At 65.2% G+C, this 21,418-nt stretch carries 18 protein-coding genes and 1 other RNA gene; 7 read left to right on the top strand and 12 right to left on the bottom strand.

Features of this window, described 5'->3' with window-relative positions:
* Positions 1–60: 60 nt before the first annotated feature.
* On the top strand, positions 61–1,041 hold the full coding sequence (locus AB5Y95_RS03895) for a LysR substrate-binding domain-containing protein (RefSeq protein WP_368159545.1): 981 nt from the start codon (positions 61–63) through the stop codon (positions 1,039–1,041).
* 47 nt (positions 1,042–1,088) lie between these two features.
* Here AB5Y95_RS03895 and AB5Y95_RS03900 read toward each other — a convergent pair whose 3' ends face one another.
* The 3 genes from AB5Y95_RS03900 to AB5Y95_RS03910 are packed head-to-tail and all read right to left on the bottom strand — an operon-like array spanning position 1,089 to position 3,673.
* Complete coding sequence (locus tag AB5Y95_RS03900; RefSeq protein WP_139397125.1) at positions 1,089–1,727, bottom strand: SDR family oxidoreductase; 639 nt, start codon at positions 1,725–1,727, stop codon at positions 1,089–1,091.
* A 49-nt stretch (positions 1,728–1,776) separates the two neighbouring features.
* Positions 1,777–2,706 carry an alpha/beta hydrolase gene (locus AB5Y95_RS03905; RefSeq protein ID WP_139397127.1) on the bottom strand — a complete coding sequence of 310 codons (930 nt, stop codon included), beginning with the start codon at positions 2,704–2,706 and terminating at the stop codon, positions 1,777–1,779.
* Between the two features lie 49 nt (positions 2,707–2,755).
* Positions 2,756–3,673 carry an alpha/beta hydrolase gene (locus AB5Y95_RS03910; RefSeq protein WP_258119444.1) on the bottom strand — a complete coding sequence of 306 codons (918 nt, stop codon included), beginning with the start codon at positions 3,671–3,673 and terminating at the stop codon, positions 2,756–2,758.
* A gap of 123 nt (positions 3,674–3,796) precedes the next feature.
* Here AB5Y95_RS03910 and AB5Y95_RS03915 point away from each other — a divergent pair, with 123 nt between their 5' ends.
* Positions 3,797–4,717 (top strand): LysR family transcriptional regulator, encoded by a 921-nt coding sequence (locus AB5Y95_RS03915; RefSeq protein ID WP_368159546.1) that lies wholly within the window; start codon positions 3,797–3,799, stop codon positions 4,715–4,717.
* A 410-nt stretch (positions 4,718–5,127) separates the two neighbouring features.
* On the opposite strand, the gene ffs is transcribed toward AB5Y95_RS03915, so the two are convergent.
* From ffs to AB5Y95_RS03960, 9 genes are all read right to left on the bottom strand, one after another.
* An RNA gene (ffs, locus tag AB5Y95_RS03920) (signal recognition particle sRNA small type) lies at positions 5,128–5,224 on the bottom strand.
* Positions 5,225–5,326: 102 nt separating this feature from the next.
* Entirely contained in the window at positions 5,327–6,115 is a 789-nt protein-coding gene (locus AB5Y95_RS03925; RefSeq protein WP_201889229.1) for a sulfite exporter TauE/SafE family protein, read from the bottom strand.
* 91 nt (positions 6,116–6,206) lie between these two features.
* Entirely contained in the window at positions 6,207–7,643 is a 1,437-nt protein-coding gene (gene arcD / locus AB5Y95_RS03930) for an arginine-ornithine antiporter (protein WP_005301466.1), read from the bottom strand.
* A gap of 389 nt (positions 7,644–8,032) precedes the next feature.
* The gene (locus tag AB5Y95_RS03935) at positions 8,033–8,794 is read right to left on the bottom strand and encodes an SDR family oxidoreductase (protein ID WP_368159547.1); all 762 of its coding nucleotides are present in this window, start codon (positions 8,792–8,794) and stop codon (positions 8,033–8,035) included.
* Positions 8,795–8,865: 71 nt separating this feature from the next.
* The gene (mmsB, locus tag AB5Y95_RS03940; protein WP_043171675.1) at positions 8,866–9,786 is read right to left on the bottom strand and encodes a 3-hydroxyisobutyrate dehydrogenase; all 921 of its coding nucleotides are present in this window, start codon (positions 9,784–9,786) and stop codon (positions 8,866–8,868) included.
* A 27-nt stretch (positions 9,787–9,813) separates the two neighbouring features.
* Positions 9,814–10,917 carry an enoyl-CoA hydratase/isomerase family protein gene (locus AB5Y95_RS03945; RefSeq protein ID WP_267996864.1) on the bottom strand — a complete coding sequence of 368 codons (1,104 nt, stop codon included), beginning with the start codon at positions 10,915–10,917 and terminating at the stop codon, positions 9,814–9,816.
* 70 nt (positions 10,918–10,987) lie between these two features.
* On the bottom strand, positions 10,988–11,785 hold the full coding sequence (locus tag AB5Y95_RS03950) for an enoyl-CoA hydratase (protein WP_017781410.1): 798 nt from the start codon (positions 11,783–11,785) through the stop codon (positions 10,988–10,990).
* Between the two features lie 123 nt (positions 11,786–11,908).
* Positions 11,909–13,066 carry an acyl-CoA dehydrogenase family protein gene (locus tag AB5Y95_RS03955; protein WP_054544797.1) on the bottom strand — a complete coding sequence of 386 codons (1,158 nt, stop codon included), beginning with the start codon at positions 13,064–13,066 and terminating at the stop codon, positions 11,909–11,911.
* A 65-nt stretch (positions 13,067–13,131) separates the two neighbouring features.
* A complete protein-coding gene (locus tag AB5Y95_RS03960; protein ID WP_368159548.1) occupies positions 13,132–14,643 on the bottom strand; it encodes a CoA-acylating methylmalonate-semialdehyde dehydrogenase in 1,512 nt (503 codons plus the stop codon).
* 246 nt (positions 14,644–14,889) lie between these two features.
* On the opposite strand from AB5Y95_RS03960, the gene AB5Y95_RS03965 reads away from it, so the two are divergent.
* From AB5Y95_RS03965 to AB5Y95_RS03985, 5 genes are read left to right on the top strand one after another with little or no spacing between them, the layout of a single operon-like run.
* Entirely contained in the window at positions 14,890–16,038 is a 1,149-nt protein-coding gene (locus AB5Y95_RS03965; protein ID WP_368159549.1) for an isovaleryl-CoA dehydrogenase, read from the top strand.
* Complete coding sequence (locus AB5Y95_RS03970; protein ID WP_368159550.1) at positions 16,035–17,636, top strand: carboxyl transferase domain-containing protein; 1,602 nt, start codon at positions 16,035–16,037, stop codon at positions 17,634–17,636. Before AB5Y95_RS03965 ends, AB5Y95_RS03970 begins: the two co-directional genes overlap by 4 nt.
* A 9-nt stretch (positions 17,637–17,645) precedes the next feature.
* The gene (locus AB5Y95_RS03975; RefSeq protein ID WP_368159551.1) at positions 17,646–18,485 is read left to right on the top strand and encodes an enoyl-CoA hydratase-related protein; all 840 of its coding nucleotides are present in this window, start codon (positions 17,646–17,648) and stop codon (positions 18,483–18,485) included.
* The gene (locus AB5Y95_RS03980) at positions 18,482–20,446 is read left to right on the top strand and encodes a biotin carboxylase N-terminal domain-containing protein (protein WP_368159552.1); all 1,965 of its coding nucleotides are present in this window, start codon (positions 18,482–18,484) and stop codon (positions 20,444–20,446) included. The genes AB5Y95_RS03975 and AB5Y95_RS03980 overlap by 4 nt, the downstream gene beginning before the upstream one ends.
* Positions 20,443–21,411 carry a hydroxymethylglutaryl-CoA lyase gene (locus tag AB5Y95_RS03985; protein ID WP_368159553.1) on the top strand — a complete coding sequence of 323 codons (969 nt, stop codon included), beginning with the start codon at positions 20,443–20,445 and terminating at the stop codon, positions 21,409–21,411. The genes AB5Y95_RS03980 and AB5Y95_RS03985 overlap by 4 nt, the downstream gene beginning before the upstream one ends.
* Positions 21,412–21,418 lie beyond the last annotated feature (7 nt).

Raw genomic sequence — 21,418 nt, forward strand, 5'->3', positions numbered from 1 at the left:
GATAAACATCGAACTAGACGGTAAATGACGGAATCAGTTACAACCAAATGATGTAAATCCATGAGCCAGACCATGATCAACGAATTGCGCTCCATCACCACCTTCGTGCACACGGCCGAGCTGGGCAGCCTCAGCAAGGCGGCCGAGGCCCAGCAGATCTCTCCCCAGGCCGCCAGCAAGGCGCTCGGGCAGCTGGAAAGCTATCTGGGGGTACGCCTGTTTCATCGCACCACCCGCAGCATGTCGCTGACCGAAGAGGGGCAACGATTTCTGGAGGCGGCGCAGCCTGCCCTGCTCGGCCTGCAGCAGGCCCTGACGGCGGCGCGCCAGACCCGTGAGGAATTCGCCGGCCCGCTGCGAATAGTGGGCCCGCGCTCCGTGGTGCAGACGGTCATAGGGCCGCTGCTGGAGGAGTACTGCCGCCGCTATCCCGATGTGCAGCCGGATATCCGGCTCGATGACAGGGTCGGCAACTGGGTGGAGGAGCGGGTCGATGTGGGGCTGCGCATCGGCATCTCGCCCCAGGAGGGGCTGATCGCGCGCCGCCTGTTCCCCATGCAGCTCATCATCTGCGCCGCCCCCGCATATCTGCGCAAATATGGCGTGCCCCTCACCCTGCACGACCTTGCCCTGCATCGCTGCAGTGCCTTTCGCCACGCGGGCAACGGGCGCCTGATCCCCTGGTACGTCAAGATGGGGGACGAACTGCAGGAGCTTCCGGTGCGCCCGGCACTCTCCACCAACGACGAGATGGTGGAGCTGGGGGCCGTGCTGGCCGGCGATGTCATCGGCCAGCTGGCCGGGCCGACGGCGGCGGCGCATATCCGCGCCGGCCGCCTGGTGCCCTTGCTGCTCGAGCACATGACCCAGAGGCTTGGCCTGTTTCTCTACTACGGCAGTCGCGCCGCCCAGCCCGCCCGGGTACGCCACTTCATCGATCTGGCGATAGCCAGCCTCGCGGACAACCGCGCCTATGTGCTCGACCTGGATGAGCTGGAGCAGGCCCATCGGGCCGGCATGGCGTCGCTGCAAGCGACATGACGCCCGCGCCCCGTCCCGGCGCCGCAGACCAGCGCCCTCGCCTCCCCTTACATGAAGTACGGCTTGTCGCCCTCGCTGCCGGGTTGGTGGATGCCAAGGTTCTCGCTCAGGTGCAGTTCGGGCGAGACCAGGATCCGGGTGATGAGATCCCCTACGCTCCTGCGCGACACCACTGTACCCTGGAAGTGCTGGCCCTTGGCGGTCAGCTCGTAATCCACTTCATCCTCATCGGTCAGCCAGGCCGGGCGCAAGATGGTGTAATCCAGCCCCGATGCCTCGATGGCGTCCGCCGCCCGCCGGTAGGGTTTAAGCTCCTCGCCGATGATGCCGCGATTCCACTCGCCGAACTTGCCGGGCACCTCGTCGTAGATCCCGAGGGACAGCACGAAGACCAGGCGCTTCACTCCGGCGGCCTGCATGGCGGTGATGACCGCCTGGGCCTGTTTGTCTAGGTTGTCGCCACTGAGGTTCGCGTAGACGATCTCTTGTCCTGCCATCACCTCCTTGAGCAGCGGCTTGTCCAGCACGCTGCCGATCACCACCCTGGCGTTGGCCGGCTCACGGCCGCTCAACTTTTTGGGGTCGCGCAGCAGCAGGGTCTGGCGGAGGTCGCCCTGCCCGGCGAGCCCCTTGACCACCCACCGGGCTATCTGGCCGCTGGCGCCGAGGATCAGTACGTTTCGCATATCGGTTTACCTTGTCGCTTGAATGGGCGGGGATGCCCCCACCGCGGGATCACAGGGTGCGCTGGAAGAAGGGCACGAGGCTTGCCATGGCGATGGCCACCGGCTCGGCTTTGTCGTAGAGGTCGTAATGGGACCAGCCTTCGGCCACGACAATGTGCTTGTCGGTGGAGGCGGCGCGGCCGTAGATCTCCCAGCCATCCCGATAGGCGCCAAAACCCCCCGCCTTGTCGCCAATGACCACCATCAACGGCTGGGTCAGCAGCACCTCGGCATGGAGGAAGGCATCCCACCCCATGGCGGCGCCGGTGAAGGACATCAGCTGGCGGGTCGCGCCATGGGGCTGCTGGCCGCGCGCCGTCTTGTAGTACTCGGTGGCCTCCAGCACGTCGATGTCGGTGAAGCCTGCCGCGGTGGCCGCCGCCACGGACGCTGGCAGCAGATCGGCGGGTTCCGTAGAGCTCCCTTGCGCCTGCGCCGTGCGCATCCGGGCGATGCCCTGGGCCAGCTCAAGAGGTTTGAACTGGGCGAAGCCTTCGCGGATCAGGCGGCCATAGTTGACCCCTGTGATGGAGACCAGCGCCTTGAGGCGGTGATCCGTGATGCCCGCATGGATGGTGTAGGCGCCGCCGCCGCACACGCCGATGGCGCCGATGCGATCGCTGTCCACATAAGAGAGGGATTGCAGGTAGTCCACCGCGAAGCGGATGTCGGAGACCCGAATGGCCGGATCCTCGATAAAGCGCGGCTCACCGCCGCTGGCGCCCTGGAAGCTGGCGTCGGGCACCAGCACCACGAACCCCGCCTCGGCCAGCCCTTTGGCGTAGACATTGCCGGCGGTCTGCTCCTTGCAGCTGCCGATGGGGTGGGTGCTGACGATGGCCGGGTAGCGCTTTTGCTCGTCGAAATCGGGCGGCAGGTAGAGGTCGGCCGCCGTCTGCCAGCCCAGGTTCTGATAGGTCAGGTTCAATACATGGCTCATGATGATGCTCCTCGATAAGCGAGAGGGGCCTCCCCCTCTCGCGGGCCGATTAGTTCAGGGTCCGCAGGAAGAAGGGGACCAGCTGGGCGACGGCCTCGTCGACATGGCGGGGCACGTCGTAGAGGGACATGTGATTGGCACCCTCCACCACATGCAGGGTCTTGTCAGTGCTCGCGGCGCGGGCCAGCAGGTCGTCGCTCATCCACTTGCTACCAGCCACACTGCCAGCCACCGCCAGGATCGGCTGGGTCAGGAAGGCCTCCGCCTTGTGATAGGCGTCGTAGGTGATGATCTGGTTCAGGTTGCGGGTCAGGGCAAAGCCCGGTGCGTTGGGGTGCTCGCAGCGCGGGGTGTGGTAGTACTCCCAGGCTTCGCGCAGCTCCTCGTTGGGGGCATCCTCTTCACGCAGGGGCGCCAAGGGGATGGTGGCGTAGCCGCTACCGGCCGCATCCGTGGTGCGCGCCTGGGAGCCGAACGCCAGATACCCCATGGCATCGGCATCCTTGACGCTGTTGTCCCAGCCATTGCGGAACATCTGGCCGATGTTGACCGCGCTGACCATGCCGAGCGCCTTGATGCGGCGATCCTGGATGGCGGCATTGGCGCTGTAGCCGGCACCGGCGCAGATGCCCATGGCCCCGATCCGGTTCTCATCGACATAGGGCAGCGTGGTCAGGTAGTCCACCACGGCGCTGACGTCCTCGGTGCTGACGTGGGGATTCTCCAGCTGGCGCGGCTCGCCCGAGCTCTCGCCCTGATAGGAGCGGTCAAAGGCGATGGCGATGAGGCCCTGCTCGGCCAGCTTGCTGGCGTACAGGCCCGCAGTCTGCTCCTTCACCCCGCCGCCGGGGTGGGAAACCACGACCGCCGGGTACTGCTTGCGCTCATCGAAGTGCGGCGGGAAGTGAACGATGGCAGCCAGGGTGATGCCTTGGCCGTTGCGATTGGGGAAGGTGACGTGGGACATGGTCGGGCTCTCCGTTAGGTTCAGGGGCGTCATGCTTGACGCGAGTTCGAGCTAATAGTAGTAAGTCTATTGAGCTAGATATACGCACCTATCAAGACATGACTGATTAGCAAGGCTAAACAAATGCCCATAGAACCTTCACTCGTCGCGTCACTGACGTGGTTTGCCCACATCGCCCGCCACCGCAGCTTCACCAAGGCCGCCACCGAGATGGGGGTGACCCGCGCCGCCCTCTCCCAGCACCTCAAGGGGCTGGAGCAGCAGCTGCAGGTACGGTTGCTCAACCGCACTACCCGCGACATGTCGCTGACCGAGGAGGGACGGCGCCTGCTGGACGTGCTGCAACCCTCCCTCACGGCCATCGAGCGGGTGGTGAGCGAGCTCAATGACTCCCACCTTGAGCCCTCGGGCCTTATTCGCATCAACAGCTCGCGCATCGCCGCCAGGTTGCTGATCGAGCCCCACATGGGGGAATTTCTGGCGCGCCATCCCAAGCTGCGGCTGGAGCTGGTGATGGCGGACGGGTTTTCCAACATCATCGCCGACGGCATGGATGCCGGCATTCGCCTGGGAGAGAGCCTGGATGAACACGTGGTGGCGGTGCCCATCACCCCCCCTCTGACCATGGCCATTGTCGGCTCACCCGACTATTTCAGGCAGCATGGCACACCGCAGACCCCGGGCGATCTCACCCGGCACAACTGCCTGGCCTACCGCTTTACCTCCAGCAACACCATCGACCGCTGGTCGTTTACTTCTCCCGATGAGGAGCAGCACACCCAGATCGTCGATCCCAAGGGCAACGCCGTGTTCAACGACGACGACAGCATGCTGCAGGCGGCCCTGCAGGGGGTGGGGCTGGTCAAACACCTGGATCTGCGGGTGCGCCAGTACCTGAGTGATGGATCGCTGGTGCGGGTGCTCGCCCCCTGGTGCCCCCCCTTCCCTGGGTTTTATCTCTACGTGCCGTCGCGGGCCCAGATGCCGGCCAAGATCCGGGCGCTGATGGATTTCCTGATCGAGAAGCGAGCGCAGCTGGTCTGATGTCACTGCGCCGGCCGTTGCCCGTCAGGCCAGCAAGTGGTTCACGCGCCACCAGTCAAGTGCCTGGGATTGCCTACCGTCTGGCGCTTTCCAGCGCTTGGCCGTAGGCGTACGGCAAGCCCTTCTCTTTCGAAAAGGGGTTATAGCGTGGTGAGAACAAAATGAATGCAATTGCCATAGAGGCCACGGGCAGTGATTGAGGGAAACATGATCCCAAGGGAACTACGTGGAAGATCAAGAGGACGTTTGCGCTGGACGCCAGAGCCACCTTGCGGTCGCACCTGAGAGCTTGCGGCAGAGAGCCGGAAATATGGGATGAAGACGCCAGGCTCATCCACATCAAGTGGATGACCAAGAGGCCTGAAGAGAAATTGAGAGGTAACTTATTGAATGGCAGAAACAAGTGGTGGCCCTACCAGCCACATCCCGGCACTCGAGTCCCCCGCCTTGGCTGCTACCTTCCGGTCCTGACCAGGTCGACGGGTTATCAATGCGAGAGGACCAATAGGACCACCGGCGAGGAGAATAGGCAAACTGGTCCCTCAATGCAACGGCTTTCTGCCCTTGCTCGTGCCGTTCGCCTTATTTTTCAACAATCTGGCCAAGGGTTCAGCTAAACAGCATGAATTTGGCCCCCACCAGCAGCATCAACAGGGCGAACGCCTGCTTGAGCCGCTGGGGCGAGAGCCGGTGCGCCAGTTTGGCCCCCACCCGGGCAAACTGGGTACTGGTGAGCACTATGCCGAGCAGCGCCGGCAGATAGATGTAACCCAGGCTCCACTCTGGCAGATCCGGGTTGCCCCAGCCGGCGTAGAGGTAGCTGAGGCTGCCCGCCAGGGCGATGGGCATGCTGCAGGCGGCGGAGGCCGCCACGGCGTTGCGCATCGGCACGCTGTTCCAGCTCAGATAAGGCACGGTCAGCGAGCCACCACCGATGCCGAACAAGGCCGACATCCAGCCGATGAGGGTGCCGGCGATGCCGGTGCCGAGCGCCCCCGGCAGATGACGCTCCGCCTTGGGCTTGAGGTTGAGCCCCATCTGCACGGCCATGGTCCAGGCGAAGCAGCCGATGATGATGTTGAGGGTGCTGGCGCTGAGCAGATTGGCGGTCATGCCGCCGAGCCAGGCCCCGACCAGCATGCCGGCGCCGAGCCGGCGGATCATCACCCAGTCCACCGCCCCGGCCTCCTGGTGGGCACGCAGGGAGCTGAAGCCGGTGAAGATCATGGTGGGCAGCGAGGTGCCGAGCGCCAGATGGGTAATGATGTCGGGGGCGACCCCCTGGGCATGAAAACTCAATACCAGCACGGGCACTATGATGAGACCGCCGCCGATGCCGAACAATCCCGCCAGCATGCCGGCGAATGCCCCCAGCAGCAGATAACCCATAAACAGCATAAAAATTCCTTCCGAGGCTCTGCCGCGCACCGGAGCGTGTGCAGCACATAAAAAAAGAGATGGCCCTTGGGCCATCTCTTTATTGTGCCGGTTAACTCAAGGGAATGGTACCGTCCATCACCTTGTAGAAGGCCAGCACGGCGCAACCGAGCAGGGCCGCCGTCATCCCCTGCTCCAGCCGGTTGAGGCCGCGCAGGCCGTGATGCTGGCGCGCCTTCCAGTAGATGAAGATGCCGGGGCTGTAGAGCAGTGCCACCAGCAGCAGGTACTCGACCCCGGCGGCATAGACCAGCCAGCAGCCATAGACGGTCGCCACCAGCGCCAGGAAGAGGTCGCGCTTGCGCTGATGGGGCTGGCCTGCGTAGGTCTCCCCTTTCAGCGCCAGCTTCAGCCCGTAAGCACCCGAGAAGACGTAGGGCACCAGCGCCGCCGACGTGGCGATGTTGACCAGCGCCAGATAGGTGCTGCTCTGGAAGTAGATGATGATGAGGAAGGTCTGCACCAGGCAGGTGGAGCACCAGAGCGACACCTGCGGCGAGCCGTTCTTGTTCTCCTTGGCGAACCAGCCGGGGAAGACGCCGGTCTTGCCCGCGATGTAGGGCACTTCCGCCGCCAGCACGGTCCAGCTCAGCAGGGCCCCCATCACAGAGATGACCAGACCGATGTTGATGAGCCAGGCCCCCCAGGGGCCGACCACGGCTTCCAGGATCATGGCGGTGGAGGGGTTCTTGAGGGCCGCCAGTTGCGGCTGGTTCATGACCCCCAGCGAGAACAGGGTCACCATGACGTAGAGCGTCAGGGCCCCCAGCAGCGCCAGCACGGTGGCCCGGCCTACGTCCTTGCGATGGCGGGCACGGGCGGAGACCACCACGGCCCCCTCGATGCCGATGAAGACCCAGAGCGTCACCTTCATGGTGGACTTGACCTGATCCATCACCGAACCCAGCTCAGGGGTACCCTGACCCCAGATGTCCAGGGTGAAGGTCTCCATGTTGAAGGCGAGCAGGATGGCCACGCAGAAGACGATGAGGGGCACCATCTTTGCGATGGTGGTGACTATGTTCACCAGCGCCGCCACCTGGATGCCGCGCAGCACCAGGGCGTGTACCGACCAGATGAGGATGGAAGCGAGCGTGATGGCCACCGGGGTGTTGCCGTCACCGAAGATGACGTTGTCCGGCGTGTCGAAGAAGTAGCTCAGTGCGCTGAACACCACGATGGCGTAGGAGACGTTGGCCAGCAGCTGACAGAGCCAGTAGCCCCAGGCGGCGTTGAAGCCGATGAAATCGCCGAAACCGGCCTTGGCATAGCTGAAGATGCCGCCATCGAGATCCGGGCGACGCATGGAGAGGTTCTGATACACAAGCGCGAGGCAGATCATGCCGATACCTGTGATGGCCCATCCCAAAGCGACGGCCCCGGCACTGGCATGAGCGGCGATGTTTTGCGGCAGACTGAAGACCCCGGCACCGACCATGGAGCCGATCACCAGCGAGATGAGGGCGCCAAGCCCCAGTTTCTTGTCCATCTCAATCCTGTTTAATTAGGCGGCGGCAGAGCGTCCGTATTCATACTGCGCGCAATATGGGAGGGGCTAGAAATCCGTACCCCGTGAAAAAGGCGGCAACTATATTGCATGACTATTCCGACCGCAATCCCTCGTACCGTCAATCATGCACCGCCTTGACCGCGCGCAATTTTACAGCACTGACCCCGGGGGCCTGTGAGCTGGTTCAAATTAAGAAAGACCCGTTGATATTTCACATTTTTCCATGACCTGAGCCCCCTTTTTGCGGATAAGACCTGCATGAGAATGCAGCTTGCAGCCGAGCTCGGCAAACCTGACTGCTGACAAACGTTTCAATAAAAATGCCCCTGCGCCGAGGGCCAGGGGCATCTGCAAAAGAGGGCCGGAATCTAGAGGCGCAAGCCGCCGTCCAGCTCGATCATCCGCCCAGACAGATAGTCATTGACGAGAATAAAATGCACCGTCTGGGCCAGCTGCGCCGCCTGCCCGAGGCTCCCCACCGGGATGGCCTGCTGCATGCGGGCCATGGCTTCGGGCTTCATCGCCGCCGTCATGTCGGTGGCAAACACCCCGGGGGCGATGCCCATCACCCGGATGCCGTGGCGGGCCAGCTCCTTCCCCCAGGTGACCACCAGCGAGGCCACCCCCGCCTTGCTGGCGGCATAGTTGCTCTGGCCCATGTTGCCGGCGCGGGCGATGGAGGAGATGTTGATGATGACGCCCCCCTCCCCGCCGGTGGCCATCAGCGCCGCCCCCTCGCGCCCGCACAGGAAGGTGCCGGTGAGGTTGACGTCGATGACGCTCTGCCACTGGGCCAGGCTCATCTTCTCTGCAAGCAACCCCTCCTTCACCTTGATCAGCATGCCGTCCCGCAGAATGCCGGCGCAGTTGACGAGGCCGTGCAGGGCCCCGAACTGATCCTTGATGGCGGCGAAGGCCGCCTCGACCTCCGGCTCGCTCGCCACGTTGCAGACGAACAGGGCGCAGCGGCCGTCACGGCTGCGCACCTCCGCCTCGGTCACCTCCAGATCGGTGCGGTTGACGTCAATGAGCGCAAGCTGCGCCCCCTGTTCCGCCAGACTCAGGGCAATGGCGCGGCCCAGCCCCCTGCCCGCCCCCGTGATGGCGATGACTTTTTGTTTGATATCCATAAATGCTCCTGGTGAGATGGCCGGTGACTATCGAGTCAAAGACTATCGGGTAAAAAGGTAGATAGCGGCCCTTAACCCGGCTCTGTCTTGTCCAGATAGAGTTCGACGATGCTGGAAAAATCCCGGGCACCCTGCCCCTTGGTGGCGTGCAGGTTGAACAGATTGCGCGCCAGCGCCCCCATGGGCACGGCGCTGTGGGCATGCTCGGCCAGGGCCATGGCCAATCCTAAGTCTTTGACCATCAACCGGGTCATGAAGCCCCCCTGATAGTTGCGAGACGCCGGCACGTTCTCCATCACCCCGGGCCAGGGGTTGTAGCGCTCCAGGCTCCAGTTGTTGCCCGAGCTCTTGCCCATGATGGTGGAGAGCACGCCCGGATCCAGCCCCTCCTTGACCCCGAGCGCCAGCGCTTCCGCAGTACCCGCCATGTGGATGGCAAGCAGCATGTTGTTGCACATCTTGGCGATCTGGCCCGCGCCGAGCGCCCCGGCGTGAAACAGGTTCTGCCCCATGCAGGCGAGCACGGGTTTGGCCGTCTCAAAATCCGCCTGTTCGCCGCCGACGATGAAGGTCAGCGTCCCCGCCGCCGCGCCGGCCACCCCTCCCGACACCGGAGCATCGAGAAAACGGATGCCGCGCGCCTGCGCCGCCGCCCCCACCTGGCGGGCCGAGGCCACGTCTATGGTGGAGCAGTCGATGACCAGGGCGCCGTGCGGCAGGGCCGCCAGCAGATCCTGCCCACCCCGCTCACCGGCGCTCTCGCCAAGCCAGAGGCTGCGCACATGCTCGCCCGCCGGCAGCATGCTGATCACCAGCTCGCAGCCGCTCACCGCCTCGCGGGCATCGCCGGCGGCGATGCAGCCGGCCTCGATGGCGCGGGTCAGGCTCTCCGCCACCAGATCAAACACCTGCACTGTGTGCCCCGCCCTGGCCAGGTTGGCGGCCATGGGGCCCCCCATGTTGCCAAGCCCGATAAATCCAATCCTTGTCATGGTCTGTTCCTTGTGTGTGATCCCGCGTCAGCGGGGGCGCAAGGGGTTGTCCCCCTCGGGCCAGCGATAGAAGGCATCCAGCCAGGCCTCGCCAGTCTGCGGGGCCTGCCAGCGGGGGGATTTGTCCTTGTCGATGAGCAGGGCCCGCACCCCTTCCACGAAGTCCCCTCTGAGCACGCAGTTGACCGAGAGGGTCAGCTCGTCGGCAAACACCTCGGCCAGGGACTGGCGCCGTGCCTGCCAGAACTGGCGCCAGAGAATGGCGCGACTGATGGGGCTGCCGTCTAAGCAATTTGCCCACGCTTGAACTAGATTCGCATCGCCAAGTTCAGCCTCGCGCAACCTAGTCATCACTCCCTCCAAAGTGCGTCCCGCCAGCAGCGCATCGATGCGAGCCTTATGGGGCAAGAGCACGGGGGCCGGCAGCGTCTGGCCAAGAGATTGCTGCAAACCGGCCAGCACCCCCTCGATCTGCTCGCCAGTATCGGCAGAGTCAGACCAGTCGAGGGCCGCGAGGCGCGCCGGCAGCTCCATCCGCTCGTGGCTCGCCATGGCGTGATCCGCCAGACCCAGGCCAATGGCGTCCGCCCCGTTGAAGCGGGCCCCGGTGAGGCCGAGCCAGAGCCCGAGCCGACCCGGCATCCGGCTCAAAAACCAGCTGGCCCCCACATCCGGATATAGGCCGATGGTCACCTCCGGCATGGCGAACAGACTCTTCTCGGTCACCACTCGAAAGCCGGCCCCGGCAAAGAGGCCGATGCCGCCCCCCATGCAGATGCCGTCCGCCACGCAGATGAGAGGCTTGCTGTAGCAGTGGATGTGATGATCGAGCCGGTACTCCTGCTCGAAGAAATCGCGGGCATAGCCAAACAGTGCCGACTCGCTCGCCTCCTGCTTGCGGTAGTAGAAGGAGCGGATGTCGCCACCGGCGCAAAACGCCTTCTCGCCGGCCCCCTGCAGCAGCACGCAGACGATGGCCGGATCCCGCTCCCAGCGGGTCAGCGCCCCTTGCAACAACTGGATCATCTCAAGGCTCAGGGCATTGAGGGAGGCGGGGCTGTCCAGGGTCAGCATGCCGATGTGGCGACCATCCGCGGTGGGGTGGGTCTCGATGCGCACAGGCTCACTCATGGCCAGCCTCCGCAGACCGGGTATCAGCCCCTGCGACATGGCGGGCAGCCATCATTACCTCATTCATCCTTCACTCCCTCTTCAACGGCGTGGGTTGGTCATAGTGCCAGCGCGGGGCCCGTTTCTCGAGGAAGGCGGCCACCCCTTCGCGCTGGTTGGCATCCTCAAACAGGGTGAGGAACAGGCTGCGCTCCAGCGGCAGCGCCGCGTCCCGATGGCCGCTGCGCCCCTGATTGATGAGGGTCTTGCAGGCGCGCAGGGCGCTCGGGCTCTGGCGCTCCACCAGCTGGGCCATCTGGTGCGCCGCCTCCCAGGCGTGGCCCTCCTTCACCACCTCCTCCACCAGCCCCATCTCGTAGGCCAGGGTGGCGCTCACCTTCTCGCCGCAGAGGATCATCCGCTTGGCCCAGCCCGGTCCCACCAGTTCGGTGAGACGCTGGGTGCCGCCGGCGCATGGCAGCAAGCCCACCGAGGCCTCCGGCAGGCCCAGCTTGGCCTGCTGCTCGGCGATGCGGATGTCGCAGGCCAGCGCTACCTCGAGGCCCCCCCCCATGGCGTAGCCATTGATGGCGGCGATGCTGACCCCGTGAAAGCGGGCCAGCGCCTCGAAGGCGCGGCCAAAGGCCTCGGCCACTTCGCGGGCGTGCTCCAGGTTGCCGTCGGCAAACATGTTGAGATCGGCGCCGGCACAGAAAAATTTGTCCCCGGCCCCGCGGATCACCAGCGCCACCACGTCGGGGCGGCCGTCGAGTTCCACCATCATCTGCAAGAAGGCCTGCAGGCTGGCGAGCGTCCAGGTGTTGGCGGGAGGATGGTCGAGGGTGATGTAGGCCACGTGACCGTGATATTCGAGCCTGATCCTTGTCATTGCGTTGTCCTTGTCAAAAAACCTGCCCCATGATGACAGGGTTGAATGGAGCCGACCTGCGGCTGGCTCACAAAGCCTGACGACGAGTCACGCCAACCGCGTCGTCAGGGCGGCCCCCTCTCGCTACTCCAGCGCCAGACCGGGCTCGGCCAGCAGGCGGCGGGCGATGATGAGCCGCATCACTTCATTCGTCCCCTCCAGAATGCGGTGAACCCGGGTATCGCGCAGGTAGCGCTCGAGCGGGTACTCGCGGATATAACCATAGCCGCCAAAGAGTTGTAGGGCGTCGTCGCAGATGCGGTGGCCCACATCGGTGGCAAAGCGCTTGGCCATGGCGCACCAGGCGCTCTTGTCCGGCGCGCCAGCATCGAGTCTCGCGGCCGCCTGACGTACCAGCAGCCGGGCGGCCGCGAGCTCGGTGGCCATGTCGGCCAGGCGGAACTGCACGCTCTGGAATTCGCTGATCGGGTGGCCAAATTGCTGGCGCTGCTGCACATGGGCCAGGGCATCGTCGAGGGCCTGCTGGGCGGTGCCGACCGAACAGGTGGCGATGTTGATGCGCCCGCCATCGAGCGCCTGCATGGCGAACTTGAACCCCTCGCCCTCCTGCCCCAGCCGGTAACGGGCGGGAATGCGCACGGCGCTGAAATTCACCTCACGGGTCGGCTGGCTGTTCCAGCCCATCTTCTCCTCCGCCTTGCCGTAACTCACGCCGAGGGTCTGGGCCGGTACCATGAAGGCGGAGATCCCCTTCGCCCCCTCGCCACCGGTGCGGGCCATCACCACCAGCACGTCTGTGCTGCCGGCGCCCGAGATGAACACCTTGCTGCCGTCGATGACGTAATCCTCGCCATCGCGCACCGCGCGGGTCTTGAGGGCCGCCGCATCGGATCCGGCCCCCGGCTCTGTGAGGCAATAAGAACCCAGCAGCTCACCGCTGGCCAGCCTGGGTACCCACTCCTCGGCCACCTCGGCAGGCAACCAGCTGCCCAGCATCCAGCTCACCATGTTGTGGATGGTCAGATAGGCGGTGGTGGAGGTGCAGCCCATGGCGAGGCGCTCGAAGATAAGGCTGGCATCGAGCCTCGGCAGGCCGAGCCCGCCGTACTGCTCCGGGGTGTAGAGGCCACAGAAGCCGAGCGCCGCCGCCTGCTTGATGGTAGGGACGGGAAATTCGTGCTCCTTGTCCCAGCGCGCGGCGTGGGGCTTGAGCGCCTCCTCGGCAAAGGCACTGGCAGCCTCCACATAGGCCTGCTGATCCGGGGTCAGGTTAAAATCCATCTTGTTCGCTTCCTTTTACTTGTTCGATCCGTTTCTGTCAGTGTGTGCGCCCGAGCAACCTGCCGTCAGCGCAGCTGGATGGTCATGTTGGGGCCGGTCGGGATATCTTCGTCGAACCAGCGTTCGGTCACCGTCTTGGTCTCGGTGTAAAAACGCACCGCCTGCTTGCCGTAGGCGTGCAGATCCCCGTAGAAGGAGCCACGCCAGCCGGTGAAGGAGAAGAACGGCAGCGGCACCGGGATGGGCACGTTGATCCCCACCTGGCCCACCGCCACCTCATGGCGGAACTTGCGGGCGGCGGCGCCGCAGCCGGTGAAGATGGAGGTGCCGTTACCGTAGGGGTTGTCGTTGATGAGGGCGAGCGCCTCATCGAGGTTCGCCACCTCGAGGCAGGCCAGCACGGGCCCGAAGATCTCCTCCTTATAGATACGCATCTCGGGGGTCACGCCGCGAAACAGGGTCGGCCCCACCCAGTTGCCCACCGGGTAGCCGGGCACGTCGCAGAAGCGGCCGTCCAGCAGACACTCGGCCCCCTCGGCGATCCCCGCCTCGATAAGCCCCTCCACCCTGACTTTGGCCTCCGGGCTGATGAGGGGACCGTAGGCGGCTTCGGGATCGTGCCAGACACCGGGTTTCACCTTGGAGAACTCGGCGGCGAGCTCGGGGATCCACTCCCGGGCACTGCCCACGAACACCGCCACGCTGATGGCCATGCAACGTTGACCGGCGGCGCCGACCCCAGCCCCCACCAGGTTGCTCAGCACCTGCGCCTTGTTGGCATCCGGCATGATCACCATGTGGTTCTTGGCACCGACAAAGCACTGGGCCCGCTTGAGCTGGGAAGTGGCGCTGCGATAGACGTGGCCGCCGACCCGGGCCGAGCCGACGAAGCTGACCGCCTTGATGTCGGGATGGGCCAGCAGCGCATCCACCTGCTCGGCACCGCCGTGCACCACCGACAAAATGCCCCGGGGAGCCCCCGCCTCGGCAAACAGCTCGGCCAGGCGCATGGGGGTGAGCGGATCCTGCTCGGAGGGCTTGAGCACGAAGCCGTTGCCGCAGGCCACCGCCAGCGGGAACATCCAGAGCGGGATCATGGCCGGAAAGTTGAAGGGGGTGATGCCAAGGCAGACCCCGAGCGGCTGCACCCAGGAGTGGCCGTCGACCCGGCGGGCCACGTTGCCCATGGTCTCCCCCAGGGTCTGGCTGGCGATGGCGCAGGCCTGTTCCACCACCTCGATGCCGCGCCACACATCCCCCTTGGCATCCGCCAGGTTCTTGCCGGTTTCCTGGGCCAGCAGGGCCGCCAGCTCGTCGTGATGCGTCTTCAACAGATGCTGGTAGTTGAACATCACCCGGGCCCGCTCGGAGGCCGGCACCTCCCGCCACAGCAGATAGGCGTCGTGAGCGGTGCGCACCGCCAGCTCAATTTCCGCCGAGGTGGCCTTTGGCACTCGCGCCAGCAGGCTCTGATCCGCCGGGTCGGTCACCTCGATCCACTGTTCGCTCGCGGAAGGGTACGCTTCCCCGCCGATGTGCAGCGGCACGTCACCGAACCGGGTCTGATGGTTGTTCATGGGTACTCTCTCCTTGCTGGCACATCATGGGCCGTTTGCGGACGGGCCATGGGCACTCCTGTGACGGGGGACCATCACGACCGGGCAATCGCCCTTGCCGTCATGGCGCAACAAATTTACCTTAGACTAACAATCAATTTACGTTTACGCTAACGTAAACTTAAATCACAAATGGACTGACCAGTTTGGCCCCCTGTTTCAGCTCGGCCGCCAGGCTGTCACCCCCTTCATATGAGGAGAGCAAGGATGCATGCAGTGATGGACGAGACCCTGAATGCCCTGACCGAACAGGTTGCGGCTTTCTGCCAGAAAGTGATCGCCCCGCGCGCCAGCGAGATCGATCAGAGCAACACCTTCCCCCGTGATCTCTGGCCCCGGATGGGTGAGCTGGGGCTGCACGGCATCACGGTGGCGGAGGAGTATGACGGGGTGAATCTCGGCTATCTGGCCCATGTGCTGGTGATGGAGCAGGTGAGCCGCGCCAGCGCCTCGGTCGGCCTCTCCTACGGCGCCCACTCCAACCTCTGCATCAACCAGATCCACCGCCACGGCACGCCGGCGCAGAAAGCGCGCTACCTGCCGCCGCTGGTGAGCGGCGAGCATGTGGGGGCGCTGGCCATGAGCGAGCCGGGTGCCGGCTCCGACGTGGTGAGCATGCGCCTCACTGCGGTGCGCGATGGGGATCACTTCGTGCTCAACGGCAACAAGATGTGGATCACCAACGGGCCCGATGCCGACACCTTCGTCATCTATGCCAAGACGGATCCCGCCGCCGGGCCCAAAGGGATTTCTGCCTTTATCGTCGAGGCGGGCACTCCCGGTTTCTCCACCGCCCAGAAGCTCGACAAGCTCGGCATGCGCGGCTCCAGCACCTGCGAGCTGGTGTTCGACAACTGCCGGGTGCCGCAGGAGAACCTGCTGGGCCCCCTGCACGGCGGGGTCAAGGTGTTGATGAGCGGTCTCGATTACGAGCGGGTAGTGCTGGCGGCCGGCCCGCTCGGCATCATGCAGGCCTGCATGGACGTGGTGCTGCCCTATGTGCGCGAGCGCAAGCAGTTCGGCCAGCCCATCGGTGAGTTCCAGCTGGTGCAGGGCAAGCTTGCCGACATGTATACCCGCCTCGCCAGCAGCCGGGCGCTGGTCTATTCGGTGGCGAGCGCCTGCGATCAGGGCCGCACCAGCCGCAAGGATTGCGCCGCCGCCATCCTGTTTGCCGCCGAAAATGCCACCCAGATGGCGCTCGATGCCATCCAGCTGCTCGGCGGCAACGGCTACATCAACGAATACCCCACCGGCCGCCTGCTGCGGGACGCCAAGCTCTACGAAATAGGCGCCGGCACCTCGGAGATCCGCCGCTGGCTCATCGGCCGCGAGCTGATGGGAGATAACGCATGAGCAGGCTCCACTCCCGCCTCGACACGGCGAGTCCGGAATATGCGGCCAATCGGACCGCCATGCAGGGGCTGGTCGACGATCTCCATATTCGCATTGCCGAGATCGCGCTAGGGGGCGGCGCGGCCAACAACGCCCGCCATCTGGCCCGTGGCAAGCTGCTGCCCCGCGAGCGCATCAATCAGCTGCTGGACCCGGGCTCCCCGTTTCTCGAACTCTCGGCGCTGGCTGGCTGGCAGGTCTATGACGAGTCGGTACCCGCCGCCGGCATCATCACCGGCATCGGCCGGGTCTCGGGCAGACTCTGCATGCTGGTGGTGAACGATGCAACTGTGAAAGGCGGCACCTACTACCCGCTCACGGTGAAAAAACACCTGCGCGCCCAGGCCATCGCCGAGCGGCTGCGCCTCCCCTGCCTCTATCTGGTAGATTCCGGCGGCGCCTTCTTGCCGATGCAGGATGAGGTGTTCCCCGACCGGGATCACTTTGGCCGCATCTTCTACAACCAGGCCCGCATGTCGGCCCAGAACATCCCCCAGTTGGCGGTGGTGATGGGGCTCTGCACCGCAGGCGGCGCCTATGTGCCCGCCATGGCGGACGAGTCGATCATGGTCAAAGAACAGGCCACCATCTTTCTGGCGGGCCCGCCGCTGGTCAAGGCGGCCACCGGCGAGGAGATCAGCGCCGAGGCCCTGGGCGGCGCCGAGGTGCACTGCGCCCACTCCGGGGTGGCGGATCACATGGCCCGCGACGATGCCCATGCCCTGGCCATCGCCCGCACCCTGGTGACCCACCTGGGCAATGAGCCGGTAGAGACCAACCCCGGCTACGAGCCCCCCTGCTACCCCATCGAGGAGCTCTACGGCCTGGTGGGCACCAGCCTCAAGCGCCCCTATGACGCGCGGGAGCTGATCGCCCGACTGGTGGATGGCTCGGACTTTGACGAATTCAAGGCGCTGTTCGGCACCACCCTGGTCACCGGTTTTGCCCGGATCTGCGGCATGCCGGTGGGGATCCTCGCCAACAACGGGGTGCTGCACAGCGACAGCGCCCAGAAGGGAGCCCACTTCATCCAGCTCTGCAACCGGCGCGCCATTCCGTTGCTCTTTTTGCAGAACATCACCGGCTTTATGGTAGGCAGCTCGGCTGAGCGCGAAGGGATCGCCAAGCACGGCGCCAAGCTGGTCACTGCGGTGGCCTGCAGCCGGGTCCCCAAGATCACCCTGGTCGTCGGCGGCAGCTTTGGCGCCGGCAACTACGGCATGTGCGGGCGTGCCTACGACCCCGATTTTCTGTTCAGCTGGCCCAACAGCCGCATCTCCGTCATGGGCGGCGAGCAGGCGGCCGGAGTGCTGGTGCAGGTGCGCCGGGACAAGCTGACCGCCGAGGGCAAGAGCCTGAGCGAGCAGGAGGCGGCCGCCATCCGCGCGCCGGTGATCGAGCAGTACGAGCGTCAGGGTCACCCCTACTACGCCAGCGCTCGGTTGTGGGATGACGGCGTCATCGACCCGGCCCAGAGCCGCACCGTGCTGGCGTTGGCGCTGGCGGCCTGTCAGGGGGCCGAGACCGGCCCGGAACAGTACGGCATCTTCCGGATGTAAGGAGTTCACATGTCCGATCCATTCAGTCACGACATCCAGCCCGGTTTTCGGCTGGAGCGACACGGCCCGCTGGCCGAGCTGGTGCTGTCGCGCCCGGCCCGCCACAACGCCTTTGATGCCGACCTGATGCTGGGGCTGCTCGACTGCCTCGATGATCTGGCCCATCTCCACGGTCATGATCTTGCCGAACGCCCCCACGCCCTGCTGCTGCGGGCAGAGGGCAAACACTTTTGCGCGGGTGCCGATCTCAACTGGATGCGCAATCTGGCTCACGCCGATTTCGAACACAATCGCGAAGACGCCCGGGTATTGGCACGGCTGATGCAGACCCTCGACGAGCTCCCCTTCCCCACGGTGGCGCTGGTGCAAGGGGCCGCCTATGGCGGGGCGCTGGGGCTGATTTGTGCCTGCGATCTGGTGTTGGCCAGCGATGATGCGCGCTTCTGCCTCTCAGAGGTGAGCCTGGGTCTAGTGCCTGCGGTGATCAGCCCTTACGTGGTACGTGCCATGGGAATGCGTCAGGCGCGCCGCTACATGCTCAGTGCCGAGCCGTTCGATGCCATCACCGCCTGTCGGCTCAATGTGGCACATCAACTCTGCCAACCGGATCAACTGCTGGCGGAGGGACGGGCGCAGGCCCTTCGTCTGTGCCGCAACGGGCCGGAAGCGATGAAAGAGACCAAACGACTGCTGGCGGCCATAGAGGCCCATCCTTCCCGCCTGCACGAAGAGAAAACTGTCGAGACCATTGCCCGGGTTCGGGTGGGACTCGAAGCCCAGGAGGGGATGCAGGCCTTCTTTGACAAACGCCCTCCCGCCTGGCGTCCCCGTTTCAAGGATGAGACATGACCCATCACACTCAAATTAAACGCCTGCTGATTGCCAATCGCGGCGAGATTGCTGTGCGCATCATCAAAACGGCGAAACGCCTCGGCATTCACACCATCGCCCTCTACTCCGATGCCGACGCCCATGCCATGCACACCCGTCTGGCCGATGAGGCCTGGCATCTGGGGCCCGCACCGGCCAGAGAGAGCTATCTCGACACCGGCAAGGTGCTGAAGATTGCCAAAGAGGCGCACGCCGATGCCATCCATCCCGGTTACGGCTTTCTGTCGGAAAACAGCGACTTTGCCACCGCCTGCGAACAGCGCGGCCTGCGCTTTGTCGGCCCAAGCGGCGCCGCCATTCTCGCCATGGGCGACAAATCGGGAGCCAAGGCGCTGATGCAGGCCGCCGGCGTACCTGTGCTGCCCGGCTATCACGGCACGGATCAACGACCGGACTTCTTGCGCGATCAGGCAAGCCAGATTGGCTTCCCGCTACTTATCAAGGCAGCCAGTGGCGGCGGTGGCAAGGGGATGCGTCGGGTCGATCAGCTGGCCGACTTTGACGAGTCGCTGGCGGCAGTCAAACGGGAAGCCAAGGCTGCCTTTGGTGACGATCTGGTGCTGCTGGAGCGCTATCTGTCCCAAGCTCGCCATGTAGAGGTGCAGGTTTTTGCCGATAGCCTCGGCAACGCCATCTATCTGGGGGACAGGGACTGCTCCTTGCAGCGACGCCATCAGAAGGTGATCGAAGAGGCGCCCGCCCCCGACATCCCTCCGGCTCTGCGCCGCGCCATGGGGGAGGCAGCCGTGGCCGCAGCCAAGGCCATCCACTATCAGGGGGCTGGCACCATCGAGTTCCTGCTCTGCAAGGATGAGTTCTTCTTTATGGAGATGAACACCCGGCTGCAGGTGGAACATCCGGTCACCGAAGCGGTGACCGGGCAGGATCTGGTGGCTTGGCAACTGGCCGTGGCTGAGGGCAAGCCACTGCCACTCACCCAGGATGAGGTGGTGCTGCGCGGCCATGCGGTGGAGGCGCGCCTCTACGCCGAGGATGTGGCGGCCGGTTTTCTGCCTGCCAGCGGGCCTATCCACTGGCTCCACTGGCCGGATGGCGTGCGCATCGACACCGGCGTTACCGCTGGCGATGAGGTGAGCACCTATTACGATCCCATGATCGCCAAGCTGATCGCCCATGCACCGAGCCGCAGCGAGGCCTTTGCCAGCCTGGCCGACGCGCTGGCGGCGCTGGAACTCGGCCCCTTGGTGCACAACGGTCCGCTCTTGCTGCGCCTGTGCGAAGAGCCAGAGGTGCTGGCGATGGGCCACCACACCCAGTGGCCCATTCCCACCGATACTCTGCCCGTTCCGGCGCTCGCCTGGCCGCTGGCCGCCCTCTGGCTCGCCAGTCGCCAGCGCGATGCCTCCCCCTGGCAGCAGGCAACAGGCTTTCGGCTCGGCCCCACCCGCAGCTTCAGCGCAGCGGTGCGCATCGACGAGGAGGCCCGGGTGTTGACCCTCACCGAGCGGGCAGGCGCCCTGCTCTGGCAGGGTGAACAGATCCCGTTCGAGCTTGGGCCGGATCACATACGCCTGCAGCAGGACGGCAACTGGCTGCGCTACCCGCTGCAGTCCCTCGGCGAGGGCGACTATCTGCTGCAACTGGCGGGCAGACGCATCCGCTTCTCGGCCGATGATCAGCATCATCAACTGCACCATGATCACGAGATGGGCGGCGGTGCCGGCATCCTGGCCCCCATGCACGGCATAGTGGTGGCGCTGCAGGTCGAGGCCGGCCAGCCGGTCAGCAAGGGGCAGCCCCTGCTGGTGCTGGAGGCGATGAAGATGGAGCACGTCCTCAAGGCCGACCGGGATGGGGTGATCGAAGCGCTGCAGTGCCGCCAGGGCGAACAGGTGAGTCAGGGCGCCGTGCTGGTGCGTTTTGCCGAAGAGCAGACCGAGCAGGAGGTGCGCTCATGAACCGAGCACGGGAGAACCGGGACGACAAGGTCAGCCTGGTGGAGATGGGGCCGCGGGACGGCCTGCAAAATGAAACTGCGACCCTCTCGCTGGTGCAGCGGCTGGAGCTCATCGCCCGGCTGGCCGAGAGCGGGCTGCAGCGCATCGAGGTGGGCGCCTTCGTCTCCCCCAAAAAGGTGCCGCAGATGGCGGATTCCGCCGCACTGTTCGACGCCCTGCCGCGCAAGGTTGCAACCCGTTACGGCGCCCTGGTGCCCAATCTGCAGGGGCTGCAGGCCGCCATCGCCGCCCGCGCCGACGAGATAGGCCTCTTCACTGCCTGCTCCGACGGCTTTACCCGGGCCAACATCGGCATCAGCGTGGAGGAGTCGCTGGTGCGCTTCGCCCCCCTGGTGCAGGAGGCGCGCAGCCTCGGCATCAAGGTGCGCGGCTACCTCTCCACCGTCATCGCCTGCCCGTTCGACGGCCCGACCCGGCCCAAGCGGGTCGCCGCCATGGCCGAGCGACTGCTGGATCTGGGCTGCCACGAGATATCCCTCGGCGACACCATCGGCGTCGGCACCCCGGGCACGGTGGCCCCCATGCTGGATGCGGTGCTGCACGAGATCCCGGCCGGCCGGCTGGCCGTCCATTTTCACGACACCTATGGCCAGGGGCTGGCCAACCTGCTGCCGGCGCTGGAGCGCGGCATCCGCACCATCGACAGCTCGGTGGCCGGGCTCGGCGGCTGCCCCTATGCCCCCGGCGCCTCCGGCAACGTCGCCTCGGAGGAGGTGGTCTATCTGCTGCACGGCCTTGGCATGAGCACAGGCGTCGATCTCGACAAGCTGGCCGCCACCGGCCAGTGGGTCAGCGAACAGCTCGGCCGCCCCAACGGCTCGCGGGTCGGCCGGGCCCTGCACGCCAACGCCGAGCGGCTGCGCACGCGGCTGTGCCAGCCATCCCCGCACTCATCCCCGCACTAAGGAGCCC

Source organism: Aeromonas sp. R5-3, from assembly GCF_040908225.1.
In the GTDB taxonomy this organism is placed as follows: domain Bacteria; phylum Pseudomonadota; class Gammaproteobacteria; order Enterobacterales; family Aeromonadaceae; genus Aeromonas; species Aeromonas dhakensis.